Source organism: Pseudomonas sp. 14A (assembly GCF_018132745.1).
In the GTDB taxonomy this organism is placed as follows: domain Bacteria; phylum Pseudomonadota; class Gammaproteobacteria; order Pseudomonadales; family Pseudomonadaceae; genus Aquipseudomonas; species Aquipseudomonas mercuritolerans.
The window spans coordinates 674,309-688,627 of the sequence record NZ_JAGRQJ010000018.1; the positions used below are offsets into that span (position 1 = coordinate 674,309).

Consider the following 14,319-nt stretch of genomic DNA (forward strand, 5'->3'; position numbering starts at 1 on the left):
CATGTCTCACCCTTTCTCGATCCTAGCAATGCCAGACGGTGCGGGCTCTCTCATCTTTACCCCGTGTCCGGGCACTCAGGATGAGGCGCTCCAGCAAGCGCTCGGCACTCTGAAAAACGCAGGCGCCAGTGCCATCGTCAGTCTGATGTCCGACGCCGAACTCACTCACAACGGTGTTGGTGAGTTAGGTCAGCAAGTCCAAGCGGCAGGGCTCGCGTGGTACCAGCTACCGATTGAGGACGATGAGGCTCCTGACGCTGAATTGGAGACCCGCTGGCAGAAGGTTCTCCCTGCGTTGTCGAAGCTTCTGGACGCAAACCAGGCTATTGCGATTCATTGCAAAGGTGGGTCGGGACGTACTGGGTTAGTCGCCGCAAAACTCATGATCGACAGAGGGGTGCCGCGTACCCGAGCTGTTGAGTTGGTCCAGCAACTGCGACCGCGAGCCATCCAAAAACCTTCGCACGTCGCTTACATCGAGCGACTTTGAAAGCTTTGTCTTAGCCGGAGGTAGTAGTTAATGGGCACTCAAAACACACTGCTGGATGTGGTGGTCATTGGAGCAGGTCAGGCTGCGCTGACAACGGCTTACTTCCTCAAACGCACTGGCTTGTCGTTCGTTCTGTTAGACGCAGAACAAGGCCCGGGCGGTGCGTGGCGTCACGGATGGGATTCATTACAGCTGTTCTCACCGTCTGCCTGGAGCTCAATCGCAGGGTGGCCCATGCCACCGGTGACTGATGGCAATCCCGGTCGAGATCATGTTGTTGATTACCTGGCACAGTACGAAAGCAGGTACGGGTTTCCCATCGTACGTCCCGTAGAGGTCACGAACGTTGAGCCTATGAGTTTCGGTCTGCGGGTCCACTCAGAAACTCAGCATTGGGATGCCAAAGTCGTAATCAGCGCGACCGGGACTTGGAGCAATCCCCGCATTCCTCATTACCCGAAGAGCGAGCTTTATCAAGGTCAGCAGATTCACTCAGCGCACTACCGTTGCGCCGAGTCGTTCCAAGGCAAACGGGTGCTGGTTATCGGCGGTGGTAACTCAGGTGCCCAGATCTACGCCGAGATATCCAAGGTGGCGGACGCTACCTGGGTGACCCTGGACGACCCAATGTATTTGCCTGATGACGTAGATGGCCGTGTGCTTTTTGAGCGTGCCACTGAGCGTCTGAAAGCCCACCAGGAAGGACATGACATACCCCAACCAACCGGCGGATTGGGTGACATCGTCATGGTGCCGTCGGTGAAAGAAGCACGTGAACGTGGTGTTTTGAAAGCTGTACGACCATTTGAGTTTTTTACGCCAGACGGCGTTGTCTGGAAAAATGAAGATGAAACCAGGGTTGACGCCATTATTTGGTGCACTGGTTTCGCTCCCTCCTTGAACCACCTGCGCGGGCTCAACGTGGTCAACTCACTGGGGCGAGTCGACGTTCACGACAACCGCTCATTAATCCAACCTCGGCTTTGGCTAATTGGTTACGGCGACTGGACTGGCTTGGCCTCCGCAACGTTGATTGGGGTGACACGCACCGCCCGTAACGTCGTGAAGGAGATACAGCAATATTTGGCTCAAGAGATAACCTGAACGGCTTTCCATCACTATTGCGAAATTGCACTCCACTTGGCCACCTGATTGCATAGCTTCTGACCACTCGTTAGCATTGAATTGCTGCCGGTGGTGACAGGAACAAATCGGCCAAAAGCAGTCATTCCGATGCATACGAAACTAGTGCCGATTCAAATTGATTAGTAATCCATGGCGGTACAACCGCCCACGTAGCCTTGGCTCCTGCGACTCATTACCCAGAGTTTTTACTCGCTGGTCTTCGTATGGATGATTTACATCCTCAGCGCTTGAGATCTCGCGTGACTGGAGCGCACGATGTTTCTGACCGCCCAAAATTGAATGATTGAGAACCTACGGCTTTTTGGCGATCACCAGCAGCCCTGCTACGATCAGGCCTGCCCCGGCGATCATGCGGATTGTGATGACCTCTCGAAGCACCAGACCGGCGAGCAGCATGGCAACGAACACGCTACCTTTATCGATCAGTGCCACGGTGGCGACATCCCCGACCTTCAGTGCCTTGTAGTAGAAGATCCACGACAAAGCAGTGGTAACGCCAGACAGTCCTAGCCAATACAGATTTCGGCTTGTGATGCTGGTCACTTCCTGTGTCGGAACAGCCCAGGCTGCGAATACGAGTACAAAGGCACACACGAAGAGGGTGCGAACTGTTAGACCAAGCTCACCTGAAATCCCTGCGAGTCCCATCTTGGCGATCACAGAAGTAAACCCGGCAAAAAACATTGAGATGAAGGCATAAGCCACCCATTTTTCCATGTGTGTGTTTCCCTGAACATTTGATGTTGTAAACACTGAGAGGCCAATCGCAAATCACTTGCCCCTCAGTACCTACTTCTGGCTGACGCAGCCAGTCTGGCGGCGGACTTATTTCGGGACGTACGCCGCTACCGACTTGCGAATCTCTTCCCGTGCTTCATCTGCGCTTCCCCAGCGGCCCATCTTTACCCACTTACCAGGCTCCAATGCCTTGTAGTTTTCGAAGAAGTGCTGGATCTGTGCGAGGAGTAACGCTGGGAGGTCAGAGCATTCCTTTACGTTGCTGTACATAGAGCTGAGTTTTTCATGAGGCACTGCGATCACCTTCGCATCCGCACCAGCTTCGTCAGTCATGTACATCACACCAACCGGGCGACTGCGAATGACAACGCCAGGCGATACCGGGTAAGGGCAAATCACCAGAACATCCAAAGGATCGCCATCATCGCTCAACGTATTTGGAATGAACCCGTAGTTGGCCGGGTAGAACATCGGTGTGCTGAGGAAGCGGTCGACGAAGATCTGCCCACTTGGCTTGTCCACTTCGTACTTGATCGGAGAGTGGTTTGCGGGAATCTCGATAACGGTGAAAAAATCATCAGGGATCGCTTTACCTGCTGGAATGTCCGTGTAGCTCATGCTCATATCTCCAGGTGTCTAGGTAGGGCTAAGGCCGCTGACGTTTTTGCCAACGGATACACGTGATTCGATTTTTTACGCTGACCAAACCAACAGATTTAGCGGCTGTAAGGCGAATGACTTTCTGATTGCATCCAAGTCAGTCCAAGGTTGCGAAAACTGCGAGCTGACCTCACCACAGCCAAAGCCGTGGGCGAACGGTTGATGACTCAATGTCTCAGGCTGCTGCGCCGCGCACTGTCGACAAATGACAATGCCGCTCTGGATTCTCCATCTCTTGTTCCAGTCGACTAGCTTCTCTGACGGGGTCATTACGTCTCTCTCACTTCAAACTGGCGGGCCTCAAATCGGTGGATATCACCGCACAAACGCATCATGTCCTGCATAGATGGCACGGCTTCCCAGGTGCTCTTCTATTCGCAGAAACTGATTGTATTTCTCGACACGCTCGCCCCGGCATGGAGCTCCGGTCTTGAGATGGCCAGTCCCCATGACAACGGTCAGATCAGCGATGAAGCTGTCCACAGTCTCGCCGCTACGATGAGAAACCATCGCCCCCCAATTTGCCCCGTAGGCCATTTGGATGGCGGCTTTGGTCTCAGTTAAGGTTCCGATTTGATTGGGTTTGATCAGTACGGCATTTGCGACGTTTTCTGTGATGCCTCGCTGAATTCGTTCGACGTTGGTGACGAACAGGTCATCTCCCACCAACTCGATCCGATCACCCAATGCAGCATTCAATTGCTTCCAACCCGACCAATCGTCTTCCGCGAGGCCATCTTCCAGTACCGCAATCGGGTACTTATCGACCCATGAGGAATAGAGGCTAATCAGCTCTTGGGCATCAACTTTGCGGCCTTCCGAGCGTAGGTGGTAAAGGCCGCTTTCATAGAAACCGCTGGATGCAGGATCGATAGCGATCTCGATCTGAGATCCAAGGGTATAACCAGCCCTTTCAATTGCCTTAATGATCAGCTCGATGGCGTCTGAGTTTTTCTTGAGTGCCGGCGCAAAGCCGCCCTCATCTCCGACCGCTGTTGAATAGCCGGCGTCCTTAAGCACCGCTTTCAGCTCGTGGTACACCTCAGCGCCCCATCGCAAGGCTTCCTTAAAACTGCCAGCCCCTGTAGGTGCAATCATGAATTCCTGAAAGTCAGGGCCCTGCCAGTTGGCGTGAACACCGCCATTGAGAATATTGAACATCGGAACGGGCATTCTTGCTGCTTGCTCGCCGCCCAGATATTGGAACAAGGGCACGTTCATCGCCGAAGCCGCCGCTCTGGCAGCGGCTAGGCTTACGCCCAAAATAGCGTTTCCTCCAAGCCTAGATTTATCAGAGGTTCCATCGAGCTTAATCATCAGATGATCAATCTGTTCCTGGTCAACCGCATCCAGGCCTCTCAAAGACTCGAGTATTTCGGTATTCACATTGCTAACCGCCTTTAACACTCCTTTGCCGGAATACCGCTGGATATCTTGGTCGCGCAACTCAACTGCTTCGTGAGCGCCTGTAGAGGCACCGGACGGCACTGAAGCCCGGCCCTGGGCTCCGCACTCCAAGGTGACGTCGACTTCAACGGTTGGGTTGCCGCGTGAGTCGAGAATTTCACGTGCGTGAATAGCTTGGATTTGTGTTTTCATTGCTCTTCTCCAAGGAACGATTCGGGAAGGTTATTAACCATGTGAATACGCTGAGAGGTCTCTGTGTCGGGCGTCAGCTCTCCCTGAGTATCCTGAACAGCTGCACGGTCGACGCCGCAATTGCGGGAACCAAGAACCCTCCAATAATTAGTTCGGGAATCTCTCCCACCAAGGGCATGAACTGCCCTCCCTTTGCCATCTGGAAAAGCTCCAGCATTTGTTTTGACGCAACCATCACGGAGCAGCAGTACGCAGTCTGGGCTTGTAGCCTGGCCCGCCTTTGATTAAGCAGATGAAAGGTCAGCAACGACACGCCAATGCTTACGATGAATAGCACGGCGAATTCATAGACGGATCCTGTAAAAACCCTGCCCATCACAAGCCCGAATACGATGCTCAGCATCACTGCGCTCATGTGGTCTCCCAATTTTCTAAAGTGGTTTTGATGAGCCGACGTCGGTGAGCTCCATTTCGCAATCTCATCTTTGGATTACCCGCCGCCATCGCGCTCATTACGCTCAACGTTGCTGTGCTCTCAGCTCGTAGCCCGGCACGCAGGTGTGGGCTACGTCGGCTTTGCAGGACTTCTCACTGGGCATGCGCATCGTTACTAAGGCGCCTTCGAGGGTGTTGACGATGTACCACCCCTCGCTGGAGACCCTTTGGCTGCCCGCAATCCCCGCCAGAAAAAGTGACCAAAAAATTAGTCCTACGAGGAGCCGCCTGTTGGTATGAGCCCAGCCAGCGAGAGCAGGTTGTGGACGCAGGTTATAAACTCGGTACATGGCGTTTATCCTTTTTTGTTAGCTGTCCAAATCGGTGTGTTTTTAGTTTTCCGCTTGGCCGACTCGACCGTACTCAATGGGCAATTTGAGATAGCTCAGCGAAAACGACTCCTTGGCCAACGCCTCCAGCAACTTGTCGCACCCAGGCTCATCAGTGGATATCGTCACCGTGACCGGATGATCGGCACCGCTGAGGAAATGCGCGGTATGCAAATGCCCCAAATGATCCAGCCCCTCGGTACCGCTCACCAACGTCGCACCCAGCACACCCTCTCGTTTGGCGAACTCGACCAACCACTCACCCAGTGGAAGGTGCTGGTAGTTGCTACTCTGCTCAGTGAAAAACGTCAGTTGAAAACCATTCATGGCAACATCCTCTGATGTGGCGAGAGCGACCAACGCTTGGTTGGCCATGCCTCTTCATTTGCGAATTGTTTCTTCAAAACTGAATTACAGAGCGTCACTGAGCGGTAACTCGCATAACAGGAGAACTGCTCGCACCTTGCGTAACTCGTCAGCGTGGTCGCGCAGGAATGTGCGCAGCTTGCCCTCTGTATCCAGCAACTCCAGACACTGGGGATGACGCATATTGCCAAGCTCCGGGTGATGATGTGAGATGCGATGGCCCGGCAAATAGCCTGCAGAAATCGGCTTGAGCATGACCTGCTCAATCTTGGCTTTTTGGGCGACTTTAAGAAGGTGTTGGGCAAGCGCGGGCGCACTCAGGTGATGCCAGAAATTTGTAACTCGAGCCCGGCTAGCGCCAGGAAAATAGAGTTGCAAAGCTGTCAGGCGATCTTGGTGATGTTCGGTCATTTCTCTTCCCCCACAAGAGTCACTTTCCGCTCGCTGGCGGATTCACTTTGAGCATGAAATTGCTTGATATCAGAGAGTCGGATTTCCTCCGGCAGAGGACGGTGATGCTTGCTGTGACCGACGCGCTGGGCGTGATAGATCCCGGTGTGTCCGGATACGAGGTAACTGGCGATACAGGCAATGGCCGCAAGCGGAGCGATTTCAGGTCCGAACAATTCCATGGCCATGACGATGGTTGCCAGCGGCGTATTAGCTGCACCGGCAAAGACGGCGACAAAGCCGATACCCGCCAGCATGCCGAAGGGAAGGTGCAAGAGGGGGGCCAGCGCATTCCCTAAGGTGGCTCCGATGTAAAACAGCGGTGTCACTTCACCGCCTTTGAATCCAGTGCCCAGGGATACAACGGTAAACACCATTTTTCCAAGCCAATCCCAAGGAGCCATTGGCATTTGAAAGGATTGGACGATGCTCGGAATGCCCAGTCCGATGTACTTATCGACATCGATGTAATGGTTACTACCGACCGCCCACACTGCGACTGCGATCAGCAAGCCACCGACGAAGGGTCTTAATGGGGAATAGGTGATAAGCCGTTTAACGAACGCCCCGAGCTTATGGGTGGCCGTCGCGAATAGCAGGCCAGTGAGGCCGAAGATAATCCCTGCGGCCACCAAAGCCATGACGCTCCAGAGCTGTACCGGAACAACTTCGCCAATTACGTAATGCGTGTGAACGACTCCCCAGGCTTGCCCCACCTGGTCAGCAACGATTGCCGCAACCACGCAAGGGAAAAGCGCGTCGTAACGCATACGTCCGATGGCCAAGACTTCAAGTCCGAACAACGCCCCGGCAAGAGGGGTTCCGAAGACGGACGCAAAGCCAGCGCTGATACCGGCCATGAGAATCACCCGGCGATCTTCACGGCGCAGCCGAAAGACATGCGTCAGTTGATCGGCAAGAGCGCCGCCCATCTGCACCGCCGTTCCCTCACGTCCCACAGATGCACCGAATAGGTGGGAAACCACGGTTCCGATCAGCACCATCGGCACCATGCGCAAAGGCACGATCTTCTTAGGATTATGGATCTCATCGATGATCAGGTTGTTTCCGGCATCAACAGGTTTGCCTATCAAGTGATACGCAAGTCCCACAGCGAAGCCAGCCACTGGCAGGAGCCAGATCATCCAAGGATGGGTTTCTCGCCACTGGGTGGCATGATCCAAAGAAAGGAGGAATAACGCAGAGGCAGAGCCTGCCAAAAGAGCTACAAGACCTGCAAGCGCAAGCCATTTCGCTATGTAGGGCAGTAAGTCGAGTTGTTCAGGTCGTCGAAATTTAGACATTTGGCCAGCCACAAAAAGTTAGTGGGCCTGACCAAAAAGGGATTCTGAGCGCGAACGCCTACAGACCTGATTGATCAGGTTTCTGTAGGCATCATCAGCTGCTACGGGCGCAGCGGTTGGTTAATGGAGGAATGCCATCTCCAATCAGTCGATCTTAGCTAGCTCCGCTCAAAATGTAAAATCATGTTACGGAGGCAGTAAGCGCAGGAAGATCTCCTGAAGCCTTGCCTGGTAAAAGGATGCCGGACTAGGTGGTTTTTTTGCCGACGAAGCCCATTTCAATTGGAGTCTTTATGTAGAACACAGAGATTTCCTCAAGCTCCAATCGCTTGAACAACCGTTCAGATTCGTCCTCGGTGATCGCCATGCGAATTTCGGTTGGCTGATCCGCCAGTTCAAAAAAATGCGATGAGTGCAGCCGACCGGTATGCCCAAAACCCTCGATACCCGTAGATAGGGTTGCACCACGTAGTCCCATTTCTTTCGCCAAATCTACGATCCAGTCGCCGAGCATCTCTCCCTGATAACGACGGTTCTGTTGGGTAAAGAAAATCACCAGAAAACCTTTCATTCTCATCTCCTCAGCGCGTACCAATCATTTGATAGGACAGAAGCCCGGCAGCCGTCATCGCCAGCGAGCCTATGACGTGTAATGAAACCGAAGCGAGCGCCCACAGCAGCTTGCCTTCCTGGATCAGGGCAACTGTTTCTGCCGAAAACGTAGAAAAGGTCGTAAGCCCGCCACAGAAACCCGTGATGATCAGCAGACGCCACTCAGGACTCAGGGTGGGGGATGCGGCTAAAAACGCGATAGCTACACCAATGATGTAGCCCCCAACCATGTTTGCAACCACTGTGCCTGGGGGAATCGTAGGGAACAGAGCGTTTAGCTTCATGCCAAAGAGCCAGCGCAACCAGGCACCAAGTGACGCGCCAACGGCGATAACTACAAGTGATTTCAACATGGCGGGCTCACCTCGTCAGACCTAGGCCAAACATGTAGCAGGTAAGCAAAACGCGAGAGTGGCGACTGGGGTAGTAGGATCATAATCCTGTCCTAGATTGGGGACAGGAAGCGGATAGACCTACGCGCCCTGTCCAGGGTTCACGTAGGCATCATCAGCACGAAGGCGGTTAAAGGAGGAATGCCATCTCCTGATTACAATCTAGCAGCAAAATGGCGAAACGCGGCATCTCATGACTAACCACATTCGATCCATTTCAGCCAATGTTGACCGGCGACAATGTATGTTCCCGGCCGGTCGTCACTACGGCGTGTGCTGGTCAAGTCGAATGCAATCGGTGGTCTGCACAGATGCGATTGACTGGTCAGTGGCAATAGAAATGGATGGTCAAGACCATACAATTACACAACAGTCAAACTACTGGCGGTCTGATCGAGGCGGCTCTGTATATTGCAGCGCGCGTGATTGGCCTTCCAAGTCGCCCAAGCTTTTCCGTTGCCCATACCAAGCGGCGGCGATGAAAATCTTCGGTACTTTCACACACTGAGGTCAATGCATCGGCACAAAGCGGAAGCCGATCCAACTGCTTCTCAAACCGAGATAAGGCATCGAGTTCGCGGCCGATCCGTGTTTTGCTGACACGTACCGGTTTACCGGATAGTGATCGAATTGAAAGTGCGCACCCGATGATTTTTTCTGCGAGTAACGTATCCAACTCAGTGAACAGGTTGCTTGGTTCCCGGTGTCTTTTATCAGCTCCATTCTTGCCTAAATGAGCCATTAACCAATGACGATCGTTGCGGTACAACCAACTGTAATCTGGGCACTCATGTGCAAGTGAGCTCAGGTAGTGACGCGAAAAACGCTCACGCCTCGTGTCGCGCTCCTTCATGACTTTCACCTGTTTCCACCTATGTGCACCTCCTGAAACAGCCCTGATCGAACGGTAGACTGAAGCGACCGACAATTTTAGTGAGCGCGCTATCTCCTCGGCGCCGGCTCCTGTAATGGCTTTCTCCCAAACGGCCTCCTCAGTTTGCTTTGAAACATGCGGGCGTTGTATCGATTGCTTTGCTGGCTTTTCAGTGACGCTGGCATAAATCTGCACAGCGCATGGCGCTACCTTTTGACGCCTTGGTGGGATACATGACGGAACTCCACTGGTACGTAGAACTCTGGACAGGTCCAGACCGAAAGCATCCGCCAGCATCAAATATTTGAGGGGATGATGTGTTCCCCTCGGCTTGCGCAAAATCTTGGTCACCCAACACGCAGGCGGGCTATCCAACTCACTTTTCAATGTAAGGAACTCTCCGCTCGCGGGGAACGCTTCAATATGCCTATGTAAAAAGTGGGCTAATTCACTGAGGCATAGCCGGCCAGACGGAGAGGCGAGACCTCGCTCAATGACCACGTTTAACAATGCCTGGCGAATCAGCGCGGCTGGTTGAGGCGGAGCGTTGACGTCAAGTAGATGTAGAGAGCTTCGGGCAAGAGCAAGCAGGGCTTGGTGCTGACGCTTGTTCACCAAAAACCGAGATGAATGTGCTTGGACGTCCTCATCCTGTGGCAAAGAAAGCTTCCTAAGCCCTTTGGCTAGCCAGTGATGATCGACTACTGAAAGAGGCACCTGACAGCGGGGGCAGATCCACACTCCAGGCAATTGGTGTACGCGATGCCAATACGCCGTTCCGTAATCACGGTTATCTGTTACCAAACAAATTTGGCAAAACCGCGTTCTGGACGTTGCTTCCAGTCGGCTAGCGATGATTCCGAGTTTAGTTTTAAGGCCAATCCCTCCCCGATAGGACATCTGAAACTGGGCGTCGGCCAGTTGCTGCTCGGTGAGGAAGGGTTGGTAGTACGGCAGTAGCGTATGCCTGGAAATGATTGAATCGAGTCTGAGATTCGCGCCCGATGGCAACGCTTGCACCAGATCAATCAAATGGCAGGGGAATGGAAGGTCGCGCGCGAAACTTCCGTCACCTTGGGCTGCGTTGAATACCGCAGCCCAAGATCCTAATCCAGATAGGCGAACATACCTCGATAAAAGGCTATGCAGCGTTTCATCGGGACAGGCAGCAGGAAAGAAATGAAATTCATGATCCATTTCAACCTCACGAACTACACCTTCCGATGCAGAGGAGAAAATTCGAACACATCAGTGTTCAACCAACCTTCCTCTCTTAACCTCTGCAATGGATCTTCATCTTGCGCAATTACAGTTGCTTTCGTTGGTGAACGTTTAGCATCGACCTGAACCGGACTGGCTTTCGGTGTGCTGGAAACTTTCTCTGAGGGCGCCTCCATCCGAGGGACTGGCGTAATACTGCGCAATAAAGCCAGTCGATCCATTACTTCATTAGCGTTCAGAGTCATCATGCTTTGGAGCTGATCATCTATCGGTAGCAGATCTTCAAAGCGGCTTAGTTGACGCGGATCTCGGCTGCGTAGAGCCGAAAGCGCCGGCTTGAGTATCTGCATTTTTTTGTCAGAAACCCGCCTGAACGTACTGGGTGTAAGCCGATCCTCTCCACTCTGGATCGCAAAGCGCTGCCCAAGAATCAGCAGTTTCACCAAAAAGTCAGTGACTCCTTGAGTCAAGTCATAGAGCACATCAAACAACTCATCCGACAGTGGGCTGAACTCACGACACCACTGATACTCCCACAGGGACTCAACCAGCATTCTCCACACCGGATCCTCTTTTTCGAATCTCTGAAATTCCGTGACGCCCAGGCCACATCCTCGCCTGGCGTTTCTCAGAACATCAGAGAAGAGGCTGATCATCGAATTGGTGCCGATGAAGACGACCGGGATGCCAATGGAGTTGATCAGGTTTACGAAAAAATTGAGCATGTTGTCTTTACCGCCAGTCCGGGCAGAGCGTAAATGCTGAATTTCATCGATCAGTAGGGCACCGACAAAGTAGGTACTCGCCACCTGTTCCATGCGCTGGATGAGGTCAGGTAATCCATTCCGCGCACGATAGCTGTTCGCATATCGATCTTGGCCGATCGCTTGGTCGACAGCTCGGAAAAACGCACGGCATAAACCGCTGAGCGATCCATCAAATGGACAATCCAGTTTCAACCAGGTGATCTGCGTCTGCACAAAGGATCGACCTTCATAACGCTGATGAACGATCGTTTGCGGATAGAGCCGAAGAATTGACTCAAGAGCGGTGGACTTCCCGATTCCGCTCAACCCTACAAGGCTGAAAGTAGTCGCCGTTGAACGAAATCCATCAGAACCTCCTGGTGCCGACAGCGAGTGCAAATGTCTTACGGTGGCAGTAGACATCGGGTTCCGCCCTACATAACCACTACGCAGCAGCGAGGAAAATGCAGACTCCAGCTCAAGATGAATTGGTAGTGGTTGAACAACTGAACGCAGACGATCGATGCAATGGAGCCTGACAGACTTATCGTGCTGTCGCTCTTCCTCGACCACAGGAGGAAAGTGCGAGATCAGCGATGCCGCATCACTCTCAGAGAGAATTGGAGGTAAAGCCTCAATCAACGGATTACCTTGAAACTCCAGAACGGGAGATTCATGGTATTTCGCGAAATCCTGGGCACTTCGATTCATTTGCTACCTCCCGGGCGGAAGCGACTGAGCAGATCAATAACTTCAGCACTACGGGTACCAGCGTAATTTTCAGCTACGCCAAGACCTGTGTTGAGGGCTTGAGAATTCTGATTTGAAGTAGCGGCTCTCAAGTCCTCAGGCACTACCGACTCCGACCGCTCCTGCATGCGTTCGAGAGACCTATTGGTCCGAATGTCACCAAGCTTCTGCGATTTCGAGCCTGACTCCATCGTCGCCTTCTTTTCCTTCACAGCGTTCGACACTACGCCCGAGATTGTTGCGTCCAGCGCGACACGACTCGCCAACTTTGTGTACTTGAGCTCAGGAGACTCCTGCTTGACGATTGCCAACATGTCGATCACCTCCTCAAACCGGACACCACGATAACGCTCCTCAGAGTTTCGTAGGTCACAACGTATGAAGTGCCGATCTGGGCCTTGAATCCAGATATGTTGAGTACTATTTGGGTCGTACCAGCAGACGATGCTGCTAATCCCGCGATGTCGGGCACGTGCAAACCAGTTCTGTTCTATAGCCCAGTCGCAAACGTAGTACATCCCCTTGAATTTGATCCCGCCTTTCTGCACCGAACCAGTATCCCGAGGCAGCAGATGTAAATAGATCGACTCCTCCGTCTGGGTATTGGACTCGATTCGATCATTCTTCAGTGCCCAACTCCATATCCCCATAGGGGTTGGATCGACCTGATCAGCAATCATCTCCTTATTGAGTCGAGCTGGCTGTCGATTCTGGCTGTTGTAGTAAAGGATTCCCTCAATAATGATCTTGGTGAACTCAGCAAGATTCAACGTGGCGTCGAGTCGGTAGTCACGCTCACCCCTCTCTAGAATTCGCTTACGCACAGCTCCTGGAATCCAGTGAATTTGCGTCGTGTTATTCAGCACTTTGAATGAGCTTTCCACGATCGCTTTCCAATCTGGACGATAGGGAGGCGCAATACCCAAATTTATGCGCAAACCGGAGGCAAGCCCCTCGGCTGCCTGTCCAAGCATCTCACCACGATCTGCAAAAACCTCGTGCGGTAGGTGATGACAAGGCCAGTCGGCATCTTCGATATCCACGCCGTTGGCAGCGCAGAATTCCACTTTTGAGGTGAATGCGTTGTAAAGCGCTTGCCGGGCACCATTCCAGCTTGGCCCCTCCAGCCCAACGAACACCCCCGTGATCATTCCCGAAAAAGTGTCGATAACGACATACACAACTGGACGGCCGATGATCCAATTGCGGTTGTAACGACTAACGAGATAGACATCTGCAATGGTGGCGTCGATTTCAAATAAATGGCCTGGCCCGCGCAGATTTTCCCGAACAGTGCCGCTCAGAGGGCGATGGTCTTTTTGCCAATTGCGCTCACCACTACGGCCCCTCAAAACCGCAATGTCATCAAAGGCTTTGTGTCCCCAGTAAGCAAACTGCCTAGCTGTCGGCAGCTCATAGGCTGGAAGCAATGGGGTATCTTCAACGACGTCCCCAGGAATTGACTTCACGGTATAAAAGCGGCGCAGCATCTTGATGTAAGCATCAGATATGGTTCCTACGGAACCTTTTGCAAACAACGCAAAACCAGTCTTGATGCAGCTTTTATCGGCCTCATTGAGCACCTTCGATTGGGTCGAAGCCTTCACTCCCTGAAATACAGCCGGCCGTCCTGGCTTCTGTCCTTCACGATATTGTCGAGGCTTGCCCGGGGCTCCGGCATTAACTCGATCCGGAAGCAACGCGTTACGCACCTGCCCGCTCACCCAATAGCGATATAGCAAGCGGTAGAGGGTCTTTTTCGGTATTTCTAGTTTTAAAGCCTGATCACTGACCATCCGCCCCATAGAACCAGGCTGAAAAATCTCATCAGGGGGATCAGTGTCGACCAGCGGTTGAATACGAGCCCAGTTGTTATCCCGGAAAGTCTTCTCTTTATCCGACAGGCCATCCTCCACCTTCAACATGTAGGTTGGGGACGAAATCGTGATGGTCTTGATATCGCCGGCGCTCAACCAGGTCTTCAAATCAGACAAACGCATGACCCAAGGCCGCTTTGGCGATGGCTCAATCGTAATCAGCACAATCTGATCACTTCGCCGATCAACCCACAGAACCCTCACCATGCCCCTCAGTAGAGCAGGTTCTGTCACAGCCTGAAGGACATCGTTCTTTCCGAGATCTGCCAT

Annotated in this window: 15 protein-coding genes and 2 riboswitches; of the genes, 2 read left to right on the plus strand and 13 right to left on the minus strand. The window is 52.9% G+C overall.

The annotated features are described in order from the left end of the window. Position 1: 1 nt before the first annotated feature. Together PS14A_RS25665 and PS14A_RS25670 are read left to right on the plus strand one after the other, a co-directional pair. A complete protein-coding gene (locus PS14A_RS25665) occupies positions 2 to 490 on the plus strand; it encodes a cyclin-dependent kinase inhibitor 3 family protein (RefSeq protein ID WP_212617512.1) in 489 nt (162 codons plus the stop codon). Positions 491 to 520: 30 nt separating this feature from the next. Continuing rightward, complete coding sequence (locus PS14A_RS25670) at positions 521 to 1,594, plus strand: ArsO family NAD(P)H-dependent flavin-containing monooxygenase (protein ID WP_212617513.1); 1,074 nt, start codon at positions 521 to 523, stop codon at positions 1,592 to 1,594. Positions 1,595 to 1,927: 333 nt separating this feature from the next. Here PS14A_RS25670 and PS14A_RS25675 read toward each other — a convergent pair whose 3' ends face one another. The 13 genes from PS14A_RS25675 to PS14A_RS25730 all read right to left on the minus strand — a co-directional run bounded on the left by PS14A_RS25675 (position 1,928) and on the right by PS14A_RS25730 (position 14,319). Beyond that, a complete protein-coding gene (locus PS14A_RS25675; protein ID WP_212617514.1) occupies positions 1,928 to 2,353 on the minus strand; it encodes an EamA family transporter in 426 nt (141 codons plus the stop codon). Positions 2,354 to 2,461: 108 nt separating this feature from the next. Further along, positions 2,462 to 2,992, minus strand: coding sequence for an inorganic diphosphatase (ppa, locus tag PS14A_RS25680; RefSeq protein ID WP_212617515.1), 531 nt, complete (start codon positions 2,990 to 2,992; stop codon positions 2,462 to 2,464). Positions 2,993 to 3,349: 357 nt separating this feature from the next. Further along, positions 3,350 to 4,633 carry a phosphopyruvate hydratase gene (eno, locus tag PS14A_RS25685; protein WP_212617516.1) on the minus strand — a complete coding sequence of 428 codons (1,284 nt, stop codon included), beginning with the start codon at positions 4,631 to 4,633 and terminating at the stop codon, positions 3,350 to 3,352. A gap of 73 nt (positions 4,634 to 4,706) precedes the next feature. Then, positions 4,707 to 5,048 carry a hypothetical protein gene (locus PS14A_RS25690; protein WP_212617517.1) on the minus strand — a complete coding sequence of 114 codons (342 nt, stop codon included), beginning with the start codon at positions 5,046 to 5,048 and terminating at the stop codon, positions 4,707 to 4,709. A gap of 103 nt (positions 5,049 to 5,151) precedes the next feature. Next, complete coding sequence (locus PS14A_RS26705; RefSeq protein ID WP_249121401.1) at positions 5,152 to 5,418, minus strand: hypothetical protein; 267 nt, start codon at positions 5,416 to 5,418, stop codon at positions 5,152 to 5,154. A gap of 42 nt (positions 5,419 to 5,460) precedes the next feature. Further along, entirely contained in the window at positions 5,461 to 5,784 is a 324-nt protein-coding gene (locus PS14A_RS25695) for a DUF190 domain-containing protein (RefSeq protein ID WP_212617518.1), read from the minus strand. Between the two features lie 84 nt (positions 5,785 to 5,868). Beyond that, entirely contained in the window at positions 5,869 to 6,234 is a 366-nt protein-coding gene (locus tag PS14A_RS25700) for a hypothetical protein (RefSeq protein ID WP_212617519.1), read from the minus strand. Beyond that, positions 6,231 to 7,577: a voltage-gated chloride channel family protein gene (locus tag PS14A_RS25705; RefSeq protein WP_212617520.1), complete on the minus strand. Its 1,347-nt coding sequence runs from the start codon at positions 7,575 to 7,577 to the stop codon at positions 6,231 to 6,233. The genes PS14A_RS25700 and PS14A_RS25705 overlap by 4 nt, the downstream gene beginning before the upstream one ends. Positions 7,578 to 7,655: 78 nt before the next feature. Beyond that, positions 7,656 to 7,728, minus strand: a riboswitch (Fluoride riboswitch). 96 nt (positions 7,729 to 7,824) lie between these two features. Further along, the gene (locus PS14A_RS25710) at positions 7,825 to 8,148 is read right to left on the minus strand and encodes a DUF190 domain-containing protein (protein ID WP_212617521.1); all 324 of its coding nucleotides are present in this window, start codon (positions 8,146 to 8,148) and stop codon (positions 7,825 to 7,827) included. Between the two features lie 10 nt (positions 8,149 to 8,158). Further along, entirely contained in the window at positions 8,159 to 8,542 is a 384-nt protein-coding gene (gene crcB / locus PS14A_RS25715) for a fluoride efflux transporter CrcB (protein WP_212617522.1), read from the minus strand. Positions 8,543 to 8,680: 138 nt separating this feature from the next. After that, a riboswitch (Fluoride riboswitch) is annotated at positions 8,681 to 8,742 on the minus strand. 212 nt (positions 8,743 to 8,954) lie between these two features. Then, positions 8,955 to 10,652 (minus strand): TnsD family Tn7-like transposition protein, encoded by a 1,698-nt coding sequence (locus PS14A_RS25720; RefSeq protein ID WP_212617523.1) that lies wholly within the window; start codon positions 10,650 to 10,652, stop codon positions 8,955 to 8,957. A gap of 14 nt (positions 10,653 to 10,666) precedes the next feature. After that, positions 10,667 to 12,133, minus strand: a complete 1,467-nt coding sequence (locus PS14A_RS25725; RefSeq protein ID WP_212617524.1) for an ATP-binding protein — start codon at positions 12,131 to 12,133, stop codon at positions 10,667 to 10,669. Beyond that, complete coding sequence (locus tag PS14A_RS25730) at positions 12,130 to 14,319, minus strand: Mu transposase C-terminal domain-containing protein (protein WP_212617525.1); 2,190 nt, start codon at positions 14,317 to 14,319, stop codon at positions 12,130 to 12,132. Before PS14A_RS25730 ends, PS14A_RS25725 begins: the two co-directional genes overlap by 4 nt.